At 55.6% G+C, this 20,667-nt stretch carries 18 protein-coding genes, 1 tRNA gene, 1 other RNA gene and 1 pseudogene; 6 read left to right on the top strand and 15 right to left on the bottom strand.

Annotated elements, in window-relative coordinates:
- Positions 1-52 precede the first annotated feature (52 nt).
- Positions 53-3,727, bottom strand: coding sequence for a hydantoinase B/oxoprolinase family protein (locus SIB68_RS00655; protein WP_063399621.1), 3,675 nt, complete (start codon positions 3,725-3,727; stop codon positions 53-55).
- Positions 3,728-3,805: 78 nt separating this feature from the next.
- The gene (locus tag SIB68_RS00660) at positions 3,806-4,048 is read right to left on the bottom strand and encodes a hypothetical protein (protein WP_011129688.1); all 243 of its coding nucleotides are present in this window, start codon (positions 4,046-4,048) and stop codon (positions 3,806-3,808) included.
- 90 nt (positions 4,049-4,138) lie between these two features.
- Here SIB68_RS00660 and SIB68_RS00665 point away from each other — a divergent pair, with 90 nt between their 5' ends.
- Together SIB68_RS00665 and SIB68_RS00670 are read left to right on the top strand one after the other, a co-directional pair.
- Positions 4,139-5,371, top strand: a complete 1,233-nt coding sequence (locus SIB68_RS00665; protein ID WP_063399620.1) for a glycosyltransferase — start codon at positions 4,139-4,141, stop codon at positions 5,369-5,371.
- Positions 5,372-5,401: 30 nt separating this feature from the next.
- Entirely contained in the window at positions 5,402-6,160 is a 759-nt protein-coding gene (locus SIB68_RS00670; protein ID WP_063399619.1) for a sugar transferase, read from the top strand.
- Positions 6,161-6,170: 10 nt separating this feature from the next.
- Here SIB68_RS00670 and SIB68_RS00675 read toward each other — a convergent pair whose 3' ends face one another.
- The 6 genes from SIB68_RS00675 to SIB68_RS00700 form a co-directional block, all read right to left on the bottom strand.
- Positions 6,171-6,368 carry a hypothetical protein gene (locus SIB68_RS00675; protein WP_063399618.1) on the bottom strand — a complete coding sequence of 66 codons (198 nt, stop codon included), beginning with the start codon at positions 6,366-6,368 and terminating at the stop codon, positions 6,171-6,173.
- 8 nt (positions 6,369-6,376) lie between these two features.
- Positions 6,377-7,369, bottom strand: a complete 993-nt coding sequence (gene cbiB, locus SIB68_RS00680; RefSeq protein ID WP_413682004.1) for an adenosylcobinamide-phosphate synthase CbiB — start codon at positions 7,367-7,369, stop codon at positions 6,377-6,379.
- Positions 7,370-7,371: 2 nt separating this feature from the next.
- Entirely contained in the window at positions 7,372-8,367 is a 996-nt protein-coding gene (gene ilvC / locus SIB68_RS00685) for a ketol-acid reductoisomerase (RefSeq protein WP_063399616.1), read from the bottom strand.
- 104 nt (positions 8,368-8,471) lie between these two features.
- Positions 8,472-9,074: an ATP-dependent Clp protease proteolytic subunit gene (locus tag SIB68_RS00690; RefSeq protein ID WP_011826624.1), complete on the bottom strand. Its 603-nt coding sequence runs from the start codon at positions 9,072-9,074 to the stop codon at positions 8,472-8,474.
- A 91-nt stretch (positions 9,075-9,165) separates the two neighbouring features.
- On the bottom strand, positions 9,166-9,837 hold the full coding sequence (locus SIB68_RS00695) for an ATP-dependent Clp protease proteolytic subunit (protein WP_011129694.1): 672 nt from the start codon (positions 9,835-9,837) through the stop codon (positions 9,166-9,168).
- Positions 9,838-9,867: 30 nt separating this feature from the next.
- The gene (locus SIB68_RS00700; RefSeq protein ID WP_063399615.1) at positions 9,868-11,037 is read right to left on the bottom strand and encodes a PIN/TRAM domain-containing protein; all 1,170 of its coding nucleotides are present in this window, start codon (positions 11,035-11,037) and stop codon (positions 9,868-9,870) included.
- Between the two features lie 49 nt (positions 11,038-11,086).
- On the opposite strand from SIB68_RS00700, the pseudogene hemW reads away from it, so the two are divergent.
- A pseudogene (gene hemW, locus SIB68_RS00705) lies at positions 11,087-12,091 on the top strand (radical SAM family heme chaperone HemW); the annotation flags it as partial.
- 181 nt (positions 12,092-12,272) lie between these two features.
- Here the strand turns inward: hemW and panB are convergent.
- On the bottom strand, positions 12,273-13,091 hold the full coding sequence (gene panB, locus SIB68_RS00710) for a 3-methyl-2-oxobutanoate hydroxymethyltransferase (RefSeq protein ID WP_074160272.1): 819 nt from the start codon (positions 13,089-13,091) through the stop codon (positions 12,273-12,275).
- Between the two features lie 43 nt (positions 13,092-13,134).
- Between panB and ffs the strand changes: the two genes are divergently transcribed.
- Positions 13,135-13,231: signal recognition particle sRNA small type (ffs, locus tag SIB68_RS00715), an RNA gene on the top strand.
- A gap of 14 nt (positions 13,232-13,245) precedes the next feature.
- Here the strand turns inward: ffs and ftsZ are convergent.
- The 6 genes from ftsZ to SIB68_RS00745 all read right to left on the bottom strand — a co-directional run bounded on the left by ftsZ (position 13,246) and on the right by SIB68_RS00745 (position 18,729).
- A complete protein-coding gene (gene ftsZ / locus SIB68_RS00720) occupies positions 13,246-14,355 on the bottom strand; it encodes a cell division protein FtsZ (RefSeq protein WP_196757088.1) in 1,110 nt (369 codons plus the stop codon).
- A gap of 188 nt (positions 14,356-14,543) precedes the next feature.
- Positions 14,544-15,353 carry a cell division protein FtsQ/DivIB gene (locus SIB68_RS00725; protein ID WP_063399612.1) on the bottom strand — a complete coding sequence of 270 codons (810 nt, stop codon included), beginning with the start codon at positions 15,351-15,353 and terminating at the stop codon, positions 14,544-14,546.
- Positions 15,350-15,760 (bottom strand): hypothetical protein, encoded by a 411-nt coding sequence (locus tag SIB68_RS00730; protein WP_036911846.1) that lies wholly within the window; start codon positions 15,758-15,760, stop codon positions 15,350-15,352. The genes SIB68_RS00725 and SIB68_RS00730 overlap by 4 nt, the downstream gene beginning before the upstream one ends.
- Positions 15,761-15,808: 48 nt before the next feature.
- Positions 15,809-16,870 carry a D-alanine--D-alanine ligase family protein gene (locus tag SIB68_RS00735; RefSeq protein ID WP_063399611.1) on the bottom strand — a complete coding sequence of 354 codons (1,062 nt, stop codon included), beginning with the start codon at positions 16,868-16,870 and terminating at the stop codon, positions 15,809-15,811.
- Positions 16,871-16,910: 40 nt separating this feature from the next.
- On the bottom strand, positions 16,911-18,353 hold the full coding sequence (gene miaB, locus SIB68_RS00740; protein WP_063399775.1) for a tRNA (N6-isopentenyl adenosine(37)-C2)-methylthiotransferase MiaB: 1,443 nt from the start codon (positions 18,351-18,353) through the stop codon (positions 16,911-16,913).
- Between the two features lie 303 nt (positions 18,354-18,656).
- Positions 18,657-18,729, bottom strand: a tRNA-His gene (locus SIB68_RS00745).
- A 39-nt stretch (positions 18,730-18,768) separates the two neighbouring features.
- Between SIB68_RS00745 and SIB68_RS00750 the strand changes: the two genes are divergently transcribed.
- Complete coding sequence (locus SIB68_RS00750; protein WP_063399610.1) at positions 18,769-19,203, top strand: DUF4359 domain-containing protein; 435 nt, start codon at positions 18,769-18,771, stop codon at positions 19,201-19,203.
- Positions 19,200-20,453 carry an amidohydrolase family protein gene (locus tag SIB68_RS00755; protein ID WP_063399609.1) on the top strand — a complete coding sequence of 418 codons (1,254 nt, stop codon included), beginning with the start codon at positions 19,200-19,202 and terminating at the stop codon, positions 20,451-20,453. Before SIB68_RS00750 ends, SIB68_RS00755 begins: the two co-directional genes overlap by 4 nt.
- Positions 20,454-20,667 lie beyond the last annotated feature (214 nt).

Below are 20,667 nucleotides of genomic sequence, written 5' to 3' on the forward strand. Positions count from 1 at the left end.
GGTTCATACAGATCAGCGACAGGTGGATGAGTTGATGAATCGCTAATGAGGGTTAATCACGCGGTGTGCCGTAGCCTCCACCGCCTGGGGTGCAGATCAGCAACGCCTCTCCGGCTTCGACGTTGATCGTTGCGCATCCTTTCAGCGGCTCTCTTGTTCCATTGACGTGTTCAAGTTGGTTTGCTCCTAACACCCCCGGCAGGCCGCCTGATAGCCCGAATGGTGCAATCCGTCTGGATCCAGAGAGAATCGATGCTGTCATTGGCGCTAGGAATCGAAATTGTCTCAGTAGCCCATCACCACCATGCCATCGCCCAAGGCCGCCACTGCCATGCCTTAACGCAAAGAGCTCCAGCCGTACTGGATAGCGCTGCTCAAGGATCTCTGGATCCGTGAGGCGGGAATTGGTCATATGCGTCTGTATGCCATCAGCACCATCAAACCCTTTGCCAGCACCGCTGCCGCCGCCAACCGTTTCGTAATACTGATGTTCGCTGTCGCCGAAGCTGAGATTATTCATCGTGCCCTGGCTTGCTGCCATAACCCCTAGGGCAGCGAACAATAGATTGCAGAGTGCTTGGGAGGTTTCCACATTTCCTGCTACGACTGCTGCAGGTGGGTGCGGGTTGAGCAAGCAGCCATTGGGAACGATCAGTTCAAGCGGTTCAAAGCAACCGGCGTTGAGTGGGATCGTCTCCTTCACTAAACAGCGGAAGACATAAAGCACCGCTGCTTTTGTTACGGCCAGCGGTGCTTGGAAATTGTCAGAGCCCTGGGCTGAGGTGCCAGTGAAATCAACCTTTGCTGTGCGCTGATGCTTATCAATTGAGATCTGCAGGCAAAGCTTTGCGCCATTGTCGAGCTCTACTGAGAAGGCGCGATTGTTCAATGTTGGGATCACCTTGCGCACTGCTTCGGCCGCATTGGCCTGTACATAGGACATGTATCTGTTGACTTGTCGATCACCTGTGCTGGCGACAAGAGCCGTCAGCTCTTGAACGCCTAACTGATTGGCGGCGACTTGCGCTTGTAGATCGGCGAGTAATTCGGTTGGGTTTCGTGGTGGCATGTTGCCGTTGTGAAGCCTTTTCTCCCAGCTCTTGCGGTCGTGGTGACCATCGATCACAAAAGACACGTTACGGAGGAGAAGTCCTTCGTCTTTGATGCTGCGACTAAAGGGCGGCATCGAACCGGGCGTGAGTCCACCTACATCGGCATGATGCCCACGACAGGCGACAAAATAGCTTGGTTTGTCGCTTGTGGTGAACACAGGCGTGATCGCTGTGATATCCGGCAGATGGGTGCCGCCATGGAAGGGATCGTTGCTGAGTACTGTCTCGCCTGGGCGCAGTGGTCCGCGTTCGCCAGCGGTAATCTGTGCCAGAAGATCGGCGACTGATTCACCCATCGAGCCAAGGTGAACCGGAATGTGAGGGGCATTGGCGACGAGTGCACCCTGGTGATCGAATAAGGCGCAAGAGAAATCCAGTCGTTCGCGGATGTTCACTGAACGACTAGTTTGCCGTAGTCGTTCTCCCATCTGTTCGGCGATGGCCATGAAGCGGTGATGGAATAACTCCAGTAACACTGGATCTGGCTTTTGTTTGGCGAGTGCTACAGGGTGTCTGTTAATCACTGAATCTGCAGCGATGGCATCGAGTACAAGAGCTCCTTGTTGATCCATGCTTGCTCGCCAACCGGGCTCTAGCACGATGCAACCTGTAGCTTCTAAGATCAGCGCTGGCCCTTCTAGTACAGACCCTGCTATCAGACGATCGCGATGATGGAGGGGCACCTGCTGCCAGCCAAGATTTGGCCAATGCACCTCAGCATGTTGATGCTCGCCCCGTGGTGGAGGCGTATGTAGTTGGACGTCACCTCGAGTTGATAGGCCTTGATCGCTTGGGGATGCGGGTGCTACTACTGCGACTTCGAGCCTTTCCACCACTAAAGGCTGATTATGAGGGGGGATATAGCTAAAGCGCTGTTGGTGGGCGACCTCGAATGCTTTTTGTATATCCGTGATGCAAGTTGTTGGCTTCAGCGACAGCGTCAAGCCTTGTTCGCTGGATGCGTAGCGCAGTTCTATGCGGGCCCAACGCTTTGGTGGAGCTGAATCAACAGCACTTGAAAGGTCTCCTGATTCCTGTAGGAGTTGTTCTGCTTGCGTTTGTTCCAGCTTGATGAGCTGCTGAAGTTTGTCCAATAGGTCTTCGTTAAGGGCTTCACGCACAGACCTTTCGCGTAATTGACGTTGACGGGCATGGCCCATCCCATGGGCTGAGAGCACGCCCGCTAAGGGGTGAAGCAGCACTCGCTTCAGTCCTAGCTGAGTTGCTAGCCGGCAGGCATGTTGCCCACTGGCCCCTCCGAAGGCCACAAGCACGCCTCCACGGATGTCATGACCGCGAAGTAACGAGACCTGTCGGATTGCATCAGCCATGCGTTCGATAGCGATTGCCAAGGCACCTTCTGCGCTGTCTTCTGGTGTGCTGCCGATCGTCTGCGCTAGTTGTCTAAAGCGCTTTTGCACAACTGATAGGTCTGGGGGCTGGTTAGCCGATGGGCCGAATAGCGCTGGAAATTCGTTCACCTGTAGGCGACCCAGCAAGAGATTGGCATCCGTGATCGTTAGTGGACCGCCACGGCGGTAACAGGCTGGTCCGGGGTCAGCACCAGCTGAGCGAGGCCCAACCTGTAGCCGTTTGCCATCACTGCTGATGATTGATCCACCTCCTGCTGCCACGGTGTGGATTGGTAACCTCTGCGCCATTAAGCGCTGGCCAGCCACCTCTGTTTCAGGGCTGCGTTGCCAATCTTCCTCTTGTTGCCCGGCAGGAACATGAAACACATCGGTGGAGGTTCCGCCCATGTCGAAGCCCAGTAGAGGTTGTTGTGCGAGGCCTGATGCTCGTGCTGCGGCGACAGCACCAACCATCCCTCCTGCCGGTCCGGAGAGAATTGTGTCTTTAGCGAGTAACCATTTAGGTGTCAGCAATGCACCGCTTGAGCCCATCATGCGTAGACGTGTTGACGGTCCGAGCTCCTTGCGGACTTGGTTTAGATACTTGAAAAGTACTGGTGAAACAGTTGCTTCCACCAGGGTGGTTTGTCCTCTGGGTACCAGGCGTGGCAGGGGGCAAACCTGATGGGAGCAAACCACGGAGTTAAATCCCTGCTGATTTAACCAGTCCTGCAAGTGCAGTTCGTGTTCGGGGTTGCGGTAGGCATGTAGGAGAGCAATGGCGCAGCTTTTCAAGCCTGCCTTGGCATGCCGCCGCACTTCATCTTCTATGGCTGCATCGAAGCTGATCGGTTCGATTTCTTGCCCCTTGGCATCGAGGCGGCCTGGTACCTCGATCACGGCTCGTGCCAGGAAGGGCCTGCGGCGGACCTGTAGAGCAAATAATTCAGGCCGATGCTGATCGCCGATGCGGAGCAGATCTCTGAAACCACGATTGCAGAAGAGAAGAACCGCTTCTCCTGCATTTTCAAGCAAAGCATTGGTGGCCACGGTGGTTCCGAGGCGCACTTCTTCAATCAAGCCGATGGGAATTGGTTGTCCTGCTTTGAGCTCCAACACCTCCCGGATCGCTCGGACGGCTGGATCACCAGGCTGGTCTGGCTGTTCCGAGAGCACCTTGCGGACAATGCATTCTCCAGCGGGATTGATTCCGACAAGATCTGTGAAGGTTCCGCCGCGATCGATCCAGAACTGCCAAGGCATGTAATTGAGCCAGTGGCTTGGCAGAGCATCGTGCTTCCATTATCGAGCCTTGCGGGAGTTGCTGACTAGGCCTGGAATTCAGGAGTGAAACAGAAGCACAAGGCCTTGGCTGACTTGGTGGAATTCTCTCTCTTCGCGACTTAGGTCCAAACCGACTTGAAGAGCTTCTTGTAGTGCATCTTCAAAGGGGGGGGTGAGTGGGGCATTTTGTTGTCTACATAAAGCTGCAATGCCCACAGGAGTGGCATGCCAGCGAAAGCGCCCAGTTTCACCAATCGCAGGTTGATTGAGGGCATCTTCAAGGAGGGAATTGATCGGCATGCTTTATGTGGGCTTAACCCAGCTTCGGAATGCAGCACTCTTGCTGCAATCGGCTGAGAGACTTCGTGATGAACTGAGGATCAATCCGCTATGGCTGGCAAGGCCCCAGAAGACTTGCCCAAACGGATTGCTTTGGTGCATGAGTGGTTCACGCCCCGTGCCGTGGGGGGTGCTGAGCAGGTCGTGCAATCTATCGATGCTCTGTTGCTCAGATTGGGCTGTCAACCAGACTTGGCAGCTCTGGTTGATGGAGAAAGCCTTAGGCCAGGAAGCTGGCTGGAAGGTCGCGCCATTAAGACCAGTCCGATTCAACATCTCCCCTGGGGGGTGAGCCATGTGCAGCAATACCTGCCCTTATTGCCCCTTGCGATTGAGCAGTTAGATGTGGGTGATTACCCCTTGGTCATCAGCAGCAGCCATCTTGTGGCCAAGGGGGTACTCACCTCTCCTGAGCAGCTCCATGTGAGCTACGTGCACACTCCCGTTCGTTATGCATGGGATCAGATGCATGCCTATTTGCGTCGCTCGGCCTTGGCACAAAGCGGTTTAGGGCCGTTGATCCGTTGGCAATTGCATGTTCTCAGGCAGTGGGATCAGCTCAGTGGTGCACGCGTGAATCATCTGTTGGCCAACTCCCGCTTTACAGCGCGGCGGATTGCTTGCTTCTGGGGGCGTGAAGCAGAGGTGGTGCATCCACCGGTCAAGGTGGATCGCTTCCGCTGGGATCAGCCTCGCAATGATGTGTACCTCTGTGTTTGTCGCCTTGTCCCTTACAAGCGAGTGGATCTTGTGATTGAGGCCTTCAATCGATTGCGCTTGCCATTGTTGGTGGTTGGCGATGGACCGGAGCGGACATTCCTAGAAGAGTTGGCAGGTCCCACAGTGCAGTTGCTAGGTCGTCAAACCCAGGCGCAGGTTGAGGCCTTGATGGCAAGTTGCCGAGCCTTCGTTTATGCCGCTTTGGAGGACTTTGGAATTGCACCAGTGGAAGCCATGGCAGCGGGGGCCCCAGTGATTGGCTTGGGGAGGGGTGGCTTACTCGATACCGTGCGTTGTGCGGCGGCGGGAAGGCCTTACCCAACAGGGGTCTTGTTCCCTGAACAGACAGTCGCATCAGTCGCGCAGGCGGTTGCCTGGTTTGAGGAACGTCAGCTTTGGCAGCAGTTGACCCCTGAAGTCGTACGCCTTCGCGCAGAACAATTCCGTCCGGAAGCTTTTGCGTCGCGTTTTGAGACTGCACTGCGTCAGGCCTGGCAACAACATCAGCAGGCCTGTGCCGTTGCGGCGAGTGACCCTGTGGAGCTTTTAGAGTTTCGATCCTGATCTTGAGTAGGAGAGCCGCTTGGAGAGATCATGAGATTGGCCTCCATGCGCTTTGTGTTTCAGGGGGGTAGTAGAGCCCTGGGCCGAGGGGCTTCTCGTCGTCATCTTGAGGTGCTTTCAGCTCCAGCCTCAACGTTGCCTGCGAATGCCTTGATTGGTCAGCAGAGTCGCTTGGGGAGATCGATTAAACGATCTGGAGATGTGGTGTTTTCCCTCGCTGTGATCAGCCTCGGCTCTCCTGTCTTTCTGCTTTTGGCGTTGCTGGTCAAACTCAGCTCACCTGGGCCTGTTTTTTATGTGCAGCAACGAGTAGGTCGTGATTATCGACACTTTGGCTGTATCAAGTTCCGCACGATGAGAGCAGATGCCGACGACATCCTTGCAAATTTGCTTATTAAATCTGCTTCGATGAGGGCTGAGTTTGAGCGTGATTTTAAGATTCGTAAGGATCCTCGGATCACACCAATTGGTCGATTTTTGCGTCGTTCCAGTCTTGATGAACTGCCTCAGTTTTTGAATGTGCTGCGGGGTGAAATGAGTTTGGTTGGTCCCAGACCAATCGTTGATAAAGAACTTGAACGCTATGGGGAGTTTATGCATGAAGTTGCATCTGTACGCCCTGGGCTGACTGGTCTGTGGCAGGTGAGTGGTCGCAACAATCTCAGCTATGCCAAGCGGGTTCGCCTTGACCTTGCTTATGCCCGGGGGCGCTCATTCATGTTGGACTTAGCGATTATTCTGCGCACCTTTGGTGTTCTGTTGCTGCCTATGGATCGCGGTGCCTACTGAGGAGAAGGGGTCAGTTTCGTGCCCAGCGTTGGTTGCAACGAGCTGAACACATCATCTCGCTTTCCGGATAGCTGTAACCAGCCTTACGAGCGTTCTTCTCCACTTCGGCGGGATTGGAACCGCTGAAGGTTCTGGTGTTTTTTGCCTGAGCAGGGATCTGCACCGACCGCAGCAGCAGAGCTGTGGCGGTGATGGTGATCATTCGCATTGGCTTGGTTAGAGCAGAACCAGCGCAATCATGATCCAGACCAGTTCAAGCCAACTGGTGAGTGCCAGGATGCGCTGCAGAGCATCTGGGTCTGCTGGCGGTTGATCGATTGCCAGCAAGGGTTTGTCCACCCATCGGTTGCCGTATCGGTTGCGTCCGCCCATTCGCACCCCGGCACAGTGGGCATAGATCGCTTCGGACCGTCCGGCGTTGGGGGAGTGATCCAAGGCTCCGTCCTGTTCTGCTGCCATCACCAGAGCAGGCAACTGGCGCCAAGGCTTGCTGATTAGAGGAAGGGTGAGCATCACCAGGCGGCAGGGGAGCCAGGTAAGGAGATCATCGAGTCGTGCTCCGGCAGTGCCCAGCCATTGCAGCGTTCCCTGCCGATAGCCCAGCATCGAATCAAGGGTGCTGGAGGCCTTGAAGCTCCAGGCCAGTGCTAGAGGGCCTGGCCATGCATTGGAGACATGCCAGAGGCCAGCACCGATCAACATCCAAAATAGCGGTGCAAACACGCCATCCACGGCGTTTTCGGCAGCGCTTTCAGCGGTAGCCCGCAGAATCTCCTGCTCATTCAACTGGGTTACATCGCGTCCCACGATCCAGCTCAGCTGCAAACGGGCGATAGACAGGTCTCCTCCTGCGTCTGTGGGCAGCGCCTTCAACACCTTCAAGATGCTGTGGCGGAGGCTGCCGGCGGCGAGGGCACTGGCCAGAGCGATCACCAGCATGGGGATCCCGAGCCAGGCTTGGGCGATGCCTTCCTGCAGGGCGAGGCGTTCGATGGCCCAACCCAGTGCACCGCTGCCGCTGATCAGCACAGCGGTGATCAGAACGCCGCTAACACGCAGCAGCACAGGGCGATTCCCGGCGATCGCTTCGGCAAGATGACGCAGATGTTTGATCACAGATCCCATCAACTCAACGGGATGTGGACACCAGCGCGGATCACCGATCAGCAGGTCGAGACCTGCTGCAGTGATGACTAGCAGAATGGCCAGGGTCAGGCTGTTTTCAGCCAGCTGAACATGGCGCGGAGACCTTTGCCGACCTGCTCAATTGGATGGGCGGCATCGCGATCGCGAATCTTCTTCATCTCAGGTTTGCCTGATTCGCATTCGGCAACAAAGTTTTTAGCGAAGGTGCCGTCTTGGATGTCAGCGAGGATACGCTTCATCTCAGCTTTGGTATCAGCGTTGATCAGTCTTGGCCCACTCACGTAGTCGCCGTATTCGGCAGTGTTGGAGATTGAATCACGCATGGCAGTGAGGCCGCCCTTCACCATCAGATCCACGATTAACTTCACCTCGTGAAGGCATTCGAAGTAGGCCAGCTCAGGCTGGTAGCCAGCTTCTACAAGGGTTTCAAAGCCTGCTTTGACGAGCTCTGAGAGTCCGCCACAGAGCACGGCTTGTTCGCCGAACAAGTCGGTTTCGGTTTCTTCCTTGAAGTTGGTTTCGAGGATGCCCGCTCGGGTGCCGCCGATGCCCTTGGCGTAGGCCATGGCCAGTGCACGTGCTTGGCCGGAGGCATCTTGTTCAATTGCGAATAGGGCTGGGACGCCCTGCCCGTTCTGATATTCCCAGCGCACGGTATGGCCGGGCCCCTTAGGAGCGATCATCACCACGTCGACATCAGCTGGTGGCTGAATCAGCTCAAAGCGGATGTTGAAGCCGTGAGCAAAGCTCAGAACCTTACCCGCATTGAGATGCGGGGCGATCTCTTTTGCATAGACGTCTTTTTGGAATTCATCCGGCAGCAGCACCATGATCCAGTCCGCTTTGGCGGCGGCATCAGCGACGCTGAGCACTTCCAGTCCATCGGTGCGGGCCTTCTCGGCGGAGCGGCTGCCTTCATATAGGCCCACAACCACGTCTACGCCGCTGTCTTTGAGGTTGAGGGCATGCGCATGGCCCTGAGAGCCATAGCCAATGATGGCGACGGTCTTGCCATTGAGTAGGCCGAGATCGGCATCGGAGTCGTAGAAGAGCTGGGCCATCCTGGCTGGATTGCGTTCAGGGCAAGGTCAGAGCTTAGGCAAGGGCCCCATGGCTTTGGCTGAAGGCCTAATAGTCCTTCTCGGTTGTCAGTGCAACCAACGCATCAGGCTTCGTTCGGGTGGGCAATCACACGATCGATGAGGCCATAGTCTTTGGCCTCGGCTGCACTTAAGAAGTAGTCGCGGTCGGTGTCTTTTTCGATTTTTTCAAAGGTCTGACCTGTCAGCTCTGCCATGGAGTGGTTGAGCATGTCTTTGATGCGCAGGATTTCTCGCGCTTCGATTTCGATGTCGCTGGCTTGTCGTTGGTTGGTTCCACCCAGCGGTTGGTGGATCATGATTCGGCTGTGGGGCAGGGCGAGTCTTTTCCCTTTGGTTCCTGCAGTGAGAAGGAAGGCGCCCATCGAAGCTGCTAAGCCAACGCAGATTGTTACGACATCACTTTTGACGTATTTCATCGTGTCGTAGATCGCCAGGCCAGCAGTGACTGATCCACCTGGGGAGTTGATGTACAGATAGATCGGTTTTGTGCTGTCTTCAGAATCGAGGTAGAGCATCTGTGCTACCAAGCTATTGGCAACACCATCACTGACTTCCTGGCCAAGGAACAAGATCCTTTCCACCCCAAGGCGGGTATAGATGTCGACCCAGCGCTCCATCTGGCTGCCGGGAAGACGGTAGGGAACGCTTGGGGTACCGATCGGCATAGTGAAAAAAGAAAGGAGGAAATCAGAATTGGATTAGGAATGATCTGAGATTGAGCCTGGAAGGGTTGAGTCCAGGGTTGCAGTGGATCGTTCAGTTCAGTGACTCTGAACTGGGTAGCTCTTTACGGCTGCTGAGAATCCGATCGATGATGCCGTATTCGACAGCGTCCCCAGGGGTGAGATAACTCATTCGATCAGAATCCTTTGATAACTGCTCAATGCTGCGGCCTGTGTTGCTGGCAAGAATTTTGAGCATGGCTTGCTTGTTATGCAGCACTTCCTTGGCACGGATCTGAATGTCGGTGGCTTGACCTTGGGCACCACTGCGAGGTTGGTGCAGCACGATTGAGGCGTGGGGAAGGGCGGCCCTGTGGCCTTTGGTGCCTGCCGAGAGAATCACCGCTGCCGTGCCCATTGCTTGGCCGATGCAGATGGTGTGGACAGGGGGTTTGACGTAACGCAGGGTGTCACAGATCGCAAAAGCTTCGGTTTCAAAGCCGACGGCATCACCCGTATACCAGCTGGTACCAGTGGAGTTGATATAGAAGTAGATGGGCTTTTCTGGGTTGTCGAACTCCAGATAGAGAAGTTGGGCAATGATCAGTTCGGTCACATCCATGCCCAGCTGCCGCTTGGCATCGTCGTCGGAGAACAGGGGCAGTCCTAGGTAGACAATGCGTTCCTTGAGAAGTAGCGATGGCAAATCCGGAGGCGGTGTACGCATCACGGTTGATTCGCCGTAGTAGGGAGCTGACACTGTCATCTGCAGCACATCTTTGGCGGAGTTTGGAGACTAGCGAGGGTTGGCCGGTGGGCGCTCGCTGGTCTTACTTGATTTGCGGGTTGGCTGATTTTTCTCGAACCTTCCAAAGACCATCCTGCCGGTAGGGGTTTGCAGCGCTCCAGTGATCACAACGGGTAGCCGCTGTCCAATGGCCTCTCTGCCGCCCTCCACCACCACCATCGTGCCGTCTTCTAGATAGCCCACCCCCTGGTTGTCTTCCTTGCCCTGTTTGACGATCTTGAGATTCAGCTCGTCGCCGGGTTGTACTTCAGGTCGCAGGGCAATCACGATTTCGCTGAGGTTGATGGCTTTGAGGTCTTTGACCTTGGCGACTTGGGCGAGGTTGTAATCGGCAGTGATCAAGATTCCGCCTGTATCGGCAGTGAGTTTGAGCAGTCGCTCGTCAGTGCCCGATCCCTCGTATCGGGTGCTGTTTAAAACCAGCCTTCTGCCATAGCTTTCGCGTAATTCAGTGAGCAACTTCAAACCGCGTCGACCTTTGGCTCGTTTTTCGGCATTGCTTGAATCGGCCAGCTGTTGCAGTTCATCAATCACGGTTTGGGCCACGATTGCCTGACCTTCCAGCAATCCGCAGGCCAGTAGTCCACGAATGCGGCCATCGATGATCACGCTGGTGTCGAGAATCTTTGCAGTGGCAGGTGTTAGAACCCCATCGGCGACCAGTAACGCCTCGGTGCTGTTGGGATTGAACAGGCGTAGCAGGGTTCGGCCGTGGACCTCCGCCAGGTTGTATCCAAGGACCCCAAAGAAGACATTGCTCAGTACTGCGGCCAGAGGCTTCACCAACACAACCTCAAATGGGAGTGGCAAAAGCAGGATTGGTGCCAGCAGCAAATTGGCAACCAGTAGGCCAAGAATGAGGCCTACGGCTCGACTGACCAAGAGGTCGGTGGGCATCGTGCGAACCTGCTGCATCAGCCTTTGCCGCAGTCGCTGGAAGAAGAATCCAGCCAAAAGTCCAAAGCAGGCGCTCAACCCACTCAGGACCAACCTCAGTCGATCGATATTGATCGTTTGTTCCAGAAGCTGTTCGGGCAACAGCTCAACTCCTAGCCAGCCAGTGGCCGCGCCAGAGATCAGAAACAGCACCAGGATGAGCAGGTCAACCATGGGGTCAGATCGTGCTTGCTCGCTCCAGATGCAGGCAGCATGCACCATCCTCTGGAGCTTGGCCCGGGCAGATGTCCGCACCTTTGCGGATTGATTGATGAGAGACGGTTTTGCTGTGTTGCCACCTCGCAGTGCCTATCTGCATATTCCTTTCTGCCATCGGCGTTGCTTTTATTGTGATTTCGCTGTCGTGCCCCTTGGCGATCATGCCAATGGGGCAAGGGGTTCTGGCAGCGCCTCGATTCAGTCTTATCTGCAGCTATTGCAACGGGAGATTGCGCTTGTCAAGTCTGGGCCAACACTGGCCACGGTTTACATCGGCGGCGGAACACCATCTCTGCTCAGCTCAGCTCAGATTGGTGCCCTGTTGGATCAGCTACGCCAACGGTTTGGCGTTCAACTTGGTGCAGAGATCACGCTGGAAATGGATCCAGCTAGTTTCGATCAGGCTTATCTAGAGGCCGTGCTAGCGGCTGGTATCAACAGGGTGAGCTTGGGGGGGCAGAGTTTCGATGATGCAGTGCTCGAGACGCTTGGGCGCCGTCATCGTCGCCACCATTTACTGGAGGCTTGCGCATGGTTGCATCAGGCTCATCAGTGCGGAGAGTTGAAAAGTTGGAGTTTGGATCTCATCCAGAACCTGCCTGGACAGGAGTTGGTGGCATGGAAGCAACAGCTTGTTGAGGCCATTGATACTGGTTCACCTCATCTTTCGATCTACGATTTATCTGTTGAACCAGGCACGGTATTTGCTTGGCGTCAGCGGCGTGGGGAGTTGGATTTGCCCAATGATGATTTAGCAGCTGAGCAGATGCAGACCACCAGTGTCTTGCTTCGTCAGGCAGGATTTGGTCGCTATGAAATCTCCAATTACGCCTTGCCAGGGCACGCCTCACGCCACAACCGCGTGTACTGGAGTGGGGCAGGGTGGTGGGCTTTTGGTCAGGGTGCGACCAGTGCGCCCTGGGGCGAGAGGCTGGCTCGTCCGCGCACAAGGGATGGTTACTGCAACTGGATTGAGGTTCAGGAGGCAGAAGGATTGGATTCCTCTCTAGTTGCGGCTCAGGCAAGACCCTTACCTCTGGATGAACAGTTCTTGGTGGGTTTGCGTTGCCGTGAGGGAGTGGATCTTGAGGCCCTCAGTAGGGCTTGGGGCTGGACTCATGAGCAGTGCAACGCTCTATTGCCGTCGTTGCATGTGCGCTGGCAGGCGGCGTTGGATCGGGGCTGGTTAGAGCTGCATGGACGACGTTGGCAGCTCAGTGACCCCGAGGGGATGGCCATCAGCAATCAGGTTCTGGTGGAGATGTTGTTGTGGTGGCAGTCTCTGCCTGCTGATGCAGTTGCTTCACCCAACCTTGAAGGGCTTCTACGCAAAGCTGGCGACCTTGGATCAATGGCGGACTGAAGGGGGGTTGGCTGGGAGTCAGTCCCAACAGGTCAGCGGTGACCCTTACCTGTCCATCGCAATCTTCGCCAGCGCCGATACCGATCACGGGGATGGTGAGTTGTTGACTCAGGCAACGAGCGATGGAACTCGGCACATGTTCGACCACTAGGGCGAAACAGCCCGCTTGCTCAAGTTGTTTTGCTTGTTGCAGCAGTTGCGCTTGGCTGCGAGGGTCCTCCGCCTGACGGCGGTAGCCGAGCTGATGTACTGCTTGTGGAGTGAGGCCCAAATGCCCCATGACTGGGATCCCCATCCGCACCAGACGCTCAATGACTGCTAGGACCTCTGGCTCTGCTCCTTCTAGCTTCACGGCGGCTGCACAGGAGTGCTTGAGCAGGCTTCCAGCTGCAGCTACAGCCTTGTCTTCTCCACATTGATAGCTCAGGAATGGGAGGTCGCAGACGACGAGGGGCTGTTGTGGCAGAGGGCGAGTGAAACCCCTACCCACCGCTTGGGTGTGGTGGAGCATCTGCTCCACTGTCACAGGCAGGGTGGTTGCATGGCACAGTGCCACCATCGCTAGCGAGTCTCCTACTAGAACCACATCGGCTCCAGCGGCCTCAACCAAGGCCGCGCTTATGCCATCCCAGGCTGTGAGGATGCTGATCGCTCGCCCGTCCTGCTTGAGTTGAGTTAATTCGCTGGGGCGCATCTGCTTCTCCATGCCCTCGAGGGTCCATTGCTAGCATCGTGTTGACTCGGACCCATGCGGCCGCGACGCCTAAATCTGGTCAGGACCGGAAGGGAGCAGCCACACGGGATGCTCGTGACAGGCGTGGACTCCGGGTCACCCACATGGACGAAGGTTAGATCTCGTTATCGTTGCGAGGTTGACGCTTGCGCAGGAATTCGGGAATTCGTGCACCCGATTCGTTTGCTTCAGGCTGGCTATAGATCGATTGAGAGGCAATCTTGTTGATTGAGCGTTCGCTCCGGTAGGGCTGGTTGCCTTCAAAGCCTGTGGCGATCACGGTGACGTGGACTTCACCTTCGAGTTTTTCGTCCACCACAGCTCCAACAATGATGTTGGCTTCTGGATCGACCACGTCGTAGATCACTTCCGATGCGGAGGTCATGTCCTCAAGGGTCATGTCGCGACCGCCGCTGATGTTGATGACGCAACCTTTGGCTCCGTCGATGCGGGCAGCCTCCAGTAGCGGACTACTGATGGCTGCTTGGGCTGCTTCTATCGCCCTGGAACGTCCTGAACCTTCACCAATCCCCAGCAGGGCCGTGCCGGCTTCGGTCATCACCGAACGCACGTCGGCGAAGTCCACATTTACAAGACCAGGACAGGTGATGATGTCGCTGATGCCTTTAACACCCATACGCAGGATGTCATCTGCACTTCGGAAGGCTTCTTGAAGCGGAGCTTCGGAGATGACGTCTTTAATGCGGTCGTTGGGGATCACAATCAAGGTATCCACATGATCGGCCAGGCGGCTAATGCCTTCAGCGGCCTGTCGCATGCGACGACGTCCCTCAAAGCTAAAGGGTTTGGTGACGATGCCCACAGTGAGCGCGCCGCTTTCCTTGGCAACTTCGGCAACCACTGGAGCGGCACCAGTGCCGGTCCCGCCACCCATGCCAACGGCGATGAAGACGAGATCGACTCCTTGCAGAGCTTGTTGCAGTTCTGCTCGAGATTCCTCCGCCGCCTTCTGACCGATGCTGGGATTACCGCCAGCTCCTAACCCCCTCGTAAGGGTCTGACCCAGCTGCACGCGGTTACTGGCTGCAGACTGAAGCAGGGCCTGAGCGTCCGTATTCATGACCCGATAGTTCACACCATCGAGGTCACTGAGAATCATGCGGTTGACGGCATTGCTGCCGCCTCCGCCGACGCCAATTACTTCAATGCGAGCTGATTGGCTGGGAAGGATCCCTGCGGTCTCCATGGAGGTGGACATGGACATGTTTTTGATCGCCATCTCCATTGTCGATGTCGAACCATTGAGGTGTTGATGCATTATGTCCGTGTTGGAGCTTTTCGCTGAAAGTTTCAACACAGTTGATTTTTTGCGCCATCTCTGCAACGGACATTTGGCGATTTCAGGTCAACTGTCATTGCTTTTGCTTGACATGCCTTGCAGGACGATTGACCTCACTTAGAAGGTTGGGGCATTTGCAGTTCCGGTTTGGAGGGATCGCTCATGTCGATTGTTGTGCCTGTTTTATGGCGAAAACTTGACGGCAGGGTTTTGCTCAATTGGGCCACAGTTTCTAGTTGCTCCTTTAGCAGGGTGCTATTGCTGCCTAGCTGGATCAGGCCAAGGGTCTTGGTTTGCAGGCTGAGCTCTCCATCAGGAGCCACGAGGATTCGCTCTAGGGGGCTGCCAAGCTGATTTCGTTGCTCAAGTACCTGGGAAATGGCTTGCCGTTTGCTGGCCGTCCAGCCTTCCACGGTTAAGTTTGTAGAGGGACGCTCGCCTTGTTTTGCCACGTTGAGTGGTATCCACATCGCAGTGCTGTCGACCATGCCCTGCTCTTGGCCATAGGCGCGTTTTCGTAGTGCATAAGCAACGGGTTTTCGTTCTTGAAGAGCCACATCTATTCCTGGAGGGAGTAGGCGCCTTTGCACGACGACCGAGTTGAGCGGCAGTTTGCGCAGCAGGGTTTGCTCTAGTTCTTTGGGGTTGAAACCAAGAAGTGGCTGGGGGAAGTGGAGCTTACCGGCCTTGATCACGGTGTTTGTTTGGATGTTGCGGCTGCCTTGCACATGGATTTGCTTGGCGTTGTTGAGGCTCCATCCTTGGCTGAGTAGTACCCATCCCAGGCCTGCGGCAATAGAGATGAATGTCAACATTCGCCAGAGGTAGATCAGTTGCTCTCGGCGGCGTTGTTGGCGCAACCGGCGCCGCCTCTCTACCCCTGGGCCGTTTGCAGGCCGTCGATCAGGGGTGGATGAGCTCACAGGTCACAGCGTGCCCGGGCCATCAGCTGATCCACCCAACGGCGAGCCTGTTCTGCATCGGCAAAGGGCACATCCATTTCTTGGCCATTGCCGATTAGCCGAAGTCGACAACGGCCCTGAGATTCTTGGGTGAGAGGGGCTTCCCCTGAGGTAAGGGCCATCAGTTCCAGCATCTCCAACTTGGTGACTTCAAAGTTGCCCTGCTCTTGAAAACGGCCTGCTTCAAAGCTGCTCCAGCTGAGCATGCCTTGTTTCAGTCGAGCAGCTCCTGAGCCGTCCAGTTTAGATAGTTCAGAGTCCTCAGCCCAGACGCGGAAGAGGTTTTGCCGCCGCCTCTCTAGCCACCCGAGAGCAGTGAGAAGCACAAAGACCAGGAGCAAGGGGAACCAGAGCAGACCGTGAATCATTGGCAGGTCAAAGATGGAAGTCCGGAATGCCATCAAGTTGGAACTTGTTTATTCTCCCGCTGTGATCACAAGTTGGCTCACGAGCTCTTCGAGCGTTACACCAGAAGCCTCCCAGAGCATTGGATACATGCTCTGAGATGTGAAGCCTGGCAGGGTGTTGATCTCATTGAGCCAAATTTCATTGCGTGCAGCGTTGTAAAAAAAGTCGACCCTGGCCATGCCATGGGCGGCTACGCAGCGACAGGCTTGTAACGCCAGTGTGCGGATTTGTGCTTCAACTCCCTCTGGTAGAGGCGCTGGAATGAGCGTATGGCTGCAATTTTCGCTGTATTTGGTGTCGTAGTCGTACCAGTCCGCATCAAAGCAAATCTCCCCTACGACCGAGGTTTGCAGCTCACGCTTGCCTAGGACAGCGCATTCAAGCTCTCTTGCGCTCACTCCCTGCTCCACCACAATGCGCCGATCAAGGCTGGCAGCCTTGTCGAGACCGATAAGCAGCTCTTTGCGGTTTTGAGCTTTGCTAATACCGACTGAAGAACCCAGGTTGGCGGGTTTGACAAAACATGGGTATTTGAGTTTGGCCTCCAAGTGTTTGGCGACGCCTTGACGCGATTCATTGCCGATGAGCTCTGCGGCATCAACGGCGACGTAAGGCACCTGGGGTAACCCTGCTGCAGCGAAGGCGGCTTTCATGGCCAACTTGTCCATGCTGAGGGCAGAGCCGAGTACGCCTGAACCCACAAAAGGTTTTCCCATCAGTGTGAATAGGCCTTGCACGGTGCCGTCTTCGCCATTGGGACCATGCAGAACTGGATACCAGACCTGTACCCTTTCGCTCCCCTCAGGCAGTTTGGTAAAGCCCTGCGGGGCAAGGGGCGTCGACAGTTGTTCCGGTTTGGCGGGATGACCTTGCTTCAGCACTGCTTCAGCCACGCATGCTGGCCACCAGCGGCCTCGTTGGTCGATGTAAATCGCAATGACCTCGAAGCGATTGTTGTTCACTCCGCTGCGTAGGGCACCGACCACTGTGATGGCTGATCGGATTGAAACGGCATGTTCCTCGGACGCGCCGCCGAACACCACGCCTACACAGGTGCGGGAGGAAGGCATGGAGATCCTGCAAGGCCTTGGTTGTTAGCGACCAAAGGTATCAGTGCCGACTTCTGGTTTGCTCACAAGGGGTTCCGCTCAGGGAGAAAGCACGCACACTATTAATCTGAATGTCGACGAGATCGCCTGGGCTATAGCGGCAACCTTGGGGTCCTTCGGCCGCAAAGAATGTGAGCCGGTTGGTGCGGGTGCGTCCCATCAGCTGTTGTGGTTTTTTGGGATTGATCCCTTCGGCTAGCACCTGCTCTACCTTGCCGGAGTAGCGGCTATTGCGCTGCAGGGCTACGCGTTCCACCAGCGCATTGAGTTGCTTGAGTCGCTCCACTTTCACCGCTTCGGGGAGTTGGTTGCTCCAGGTGGCTGCAGGCGTATTTGGACGGGGGGAGTAAGCCGCGGTGTTTACCTGGTCGAAACCCACTTCCTCGACGAGGTTCAAGGTGTTTTGGAACTGGGCGTCGGTTTCGCCTGGGAAGGCCACGATCACATCAGTACTGATAGCGGCATCGGGCATAAGCTCCCGGATTCTGTTCACGATGCGTCGATAACGCTCCACTGTGTAACCCCTAGCCATGGCCTTAAGCACATCGTTATCACCGCTTTGGAAAGGGATGTGGAAGTGTTCGCACACTTTGGGTAGATCAAAGCAAGCTTCGATCAATCGTTCCGTGAAGTAGCGCGGATGGCTTGTCGCAAAGCGGATGCGCTCGATTCCTTCCACGTCATGAATGTGATGGAGAAGATCGGTGAGTGTGTTTTGGCGGCGGCCTTCAGGGGTGATCCCGGGCAGATCGCGTCCATAAGCATCAATGTTCTGGCCAAGCAATGTGATCTCCCGAAATCCACGGGCGGCCAGGCCCTCGATCTCCAGTCGGATCGCCTCTGGCGATCTTGATTGCTCCTTCCCCCGAACGGAGGGCACCACGCAATAGGTACAACGCTCGTTACAGCCGTAAATCACATTGACCCAGGCGCAGATTGTGCTGTCCCGTCGAGCTGTGGTGAGGTCCTCGAGAATGTGGTTGTCATCTGTGGCGACAACCTGCTGACCATTGTCCACCTGTGTGAGTAGGGCTTCAAGGCGGTTGGCGTGTTGGGGCCCCATCACAAGGTCGAGTTCAGGGATTCGTCGCAGTAGCGCTTCTCCTTCCTGTTGTGCTACGCAACCGGCAACGACCAGCTTCAGATGGGGGTGTGTTCGTTTGCGGCGGGCCTGGCGTCCTAGGTAGCTATAAACCTTCTGCTCGGCGTTATCGCGAATTGTGCAGGTGTTGTAGAGCACGAGATCAGCTTCTAGTTCTGCTGGCGCCTCGTGGTATCCCATCGCTTCAAGAATTCCGGCCATGCGCTCTGAATCGGCCTTGTTCATCTGACAACCGAAGGTTTGAATCCAGAAACTGCCTTGATGCTGTGCGGTTGTTACCGGATTACTAGCGAGGGCGGAGGTGGCGACCAAGGCAAGAGGCGAAGCGAACGATCGAAACAATCTCATCAACTCCTTGAGTGTGTCGAGCCCTGATGGATTGTGTTGATTTGGAGATGAGGCCGTGAGCGCTATTTATTTACTTGAGTTGCTCAGCCGTTGGAGTGTCTTCAGCATTGCTGGTAGATGCTTTTTGCCACTCGTATTCAGCTTAATTTGGCTGGCCTTGATGATCAGCTGGCCTTTTTCTAGCAGTGAAGGTGGCGATCACACCGCTTAGCAGGCTTCGAAGAGCTTCTAGGCGTTGCAGTTGGGGCTTGCTCGTTGTGGACGCTTTGACTCTTGTGAAGCCATGGAAAAGTTGAGGGCGAGCGAGGGGATTCGAACCCCCGAATAGCGGCGCCACAAGCCGCTGCCTTAACCACTTGGCGACGCCCGCCGCGTCGGTAAGAATTTACCAATTCGCCTTGAAGCCATCCTGCAGAACCCATTTGATCAACGTTGCTGGCCATCCGGACCATGTTTGGCTGGTGTTTTAGTCCTTGCAGGTTGTGGTGCGGTGTTGGTTTGGACCAACCCTTCCATGGAGGATTACAGCGATTATGCAGGTGATCAGTTGGTGGAACTTGCGACTGAGGAGTTATGTGAGCAGAAGGGGCTGCCGATGGTGTTGAGGCTTTGGATTAGAAATTGTCCAGAGCTGATCGCAGCGCAACAGCCGGTGCTGGCATCCGTTGCAGGAGAGTTCACCACAAGACTCAATTTTGGTTTGGGCAGTCTTTACACGACCAAGTTGGATGGTCGGAATTTGCTCCCGAAGATGCGTCTGCCCTCCTATACCGTGAGAACTATTGCGGGCGCTGGGCGTTTCCTGACCATTCAGACTCGGACGGATCCGGGCAATGTGGAGTGAGCCAGGAGCGCAAGGGATGCCTAGAGGCTTGGGTGCCGCGTGGTTTGTTGACACGGGAAGTGGATGTCTTATCAGCACGGGTCACTGCTGAGGGTCTATGTCCTCTGCGCATTTGTTGGCAGGACGGGCGCCTCTGCTCTTTTGAGCTGATTGATGTTGATGTTTTATCGCCGAAGCGGCTGCTTTTGCCGAGGTTGGCAGAGCCCCATGCTCACCTCGACAAGGCATTCACCTGGCTTGAGTTTCCCAACCTGCAGGGCACCTATGGCGGTGCCATGGTTGCGAACTTTAAGGAGCGTCAAAGCCGCACGTTGATTGGGGTGAGGCAGCGTGCTGAGAGATCTCTCAAGCTTGCGTTGAGGAATGGCTTGAGAGCCATGCGCAGTCATGTCGACAGCCTTGGTCCAGCGACCGATAGCAGCTGGGAGGCTTTGCTTGATCTACAGCGTCAGTGGCAAGAGTGGATGGAGTTGCAATGGGTCGCTCTGGTGCCGATTGAGTACTGGAGCACTCGCGAAGGCGATCAGCTAGCGGGTCGGGTCGCAGCGGTAGGAGGTCTGCTGGGTGGTGTGGTTGTGCCCCCTTTTGATCCGGGGAAGACGCGAGATTCATTGCGGCAGATGCTGCAACTTGCCGATCGCTTGGGCTGTGGCATTGACCTTCACATTGATGAGTCGCAAAGCCATCCTGCGGCTGGCTTAAAGCAACTGCTGCTGGTGCTTGATCGCATGTCAATCACAGTGCCGATCACTTGTAGTCATGCCAGCAGCATGGGGTTGTTGCCGCCGGGAGCAGTGCGTCGTTTGGCTGATCGGATGGCGCATCATCGACTCAATGTGGTGTCTCTGCCTCTGACCAATGGCTGGTTGTTGTCGAAGCAACCTCGTCGCACTCCTGTGGAGCGACCTCTGGCACCCATCCATCAACTCCAGCTGGCAGGGGTAACGGTGGCTGTGGGAGGCGACAACGTTCAAGATCCCTGGTTCCCGGTTGGCAACTTTGACCCTTTGGCATTGATGGCTTTTTCGTTGCCTTTGGCTCATCTGGCACCTTGGCAGCGCTTAGGGCTTGCTCCTTTCACCACAGCTGCGGCCAGGCTGATGAACCTATCTTGGGAGGGAACATTGCAGCCAGGCAGCCCAGCCAACCTGCTGCTTTTGGAGGCTGGCAGCTGGGTTGAGGCCCTAGCTGCTCCACCCCGCCGCCAGGTGATTGTTGATGGAAATTGGCTGCAAGACCTAGACCAATAAGCGTCTTTCTTCAATCAAAAAAGAGCAGGTATTTTATTGTTTGAATGTTGAAGCCTTTTGGGTTGGTATTCAACATTAGTGTTTTTTTGATCTTTGACTGGAGCGATTGAAGAGTTGGTTGAGAGATATTTATTTGTAACGCTGAAGGGAGAATGGCTTCGTGCTAATGACGGAATTCAAGGTGTCAAACCTCTTTGAAAGAGAAGATTGTGCT

Origin of the sequence: Prochlorococcus sp. MIT 1323 (genome assembly GCF_047304905.1) — a bacterium.
GTDB classification, from domain to species: domain Bacteria; phylum Cyanobacteriota; class Cyanobacteriia; order PCC-6307; family Cyanobiaceae; genus Prochlorococcus; species Prochlorococcus marinus_D.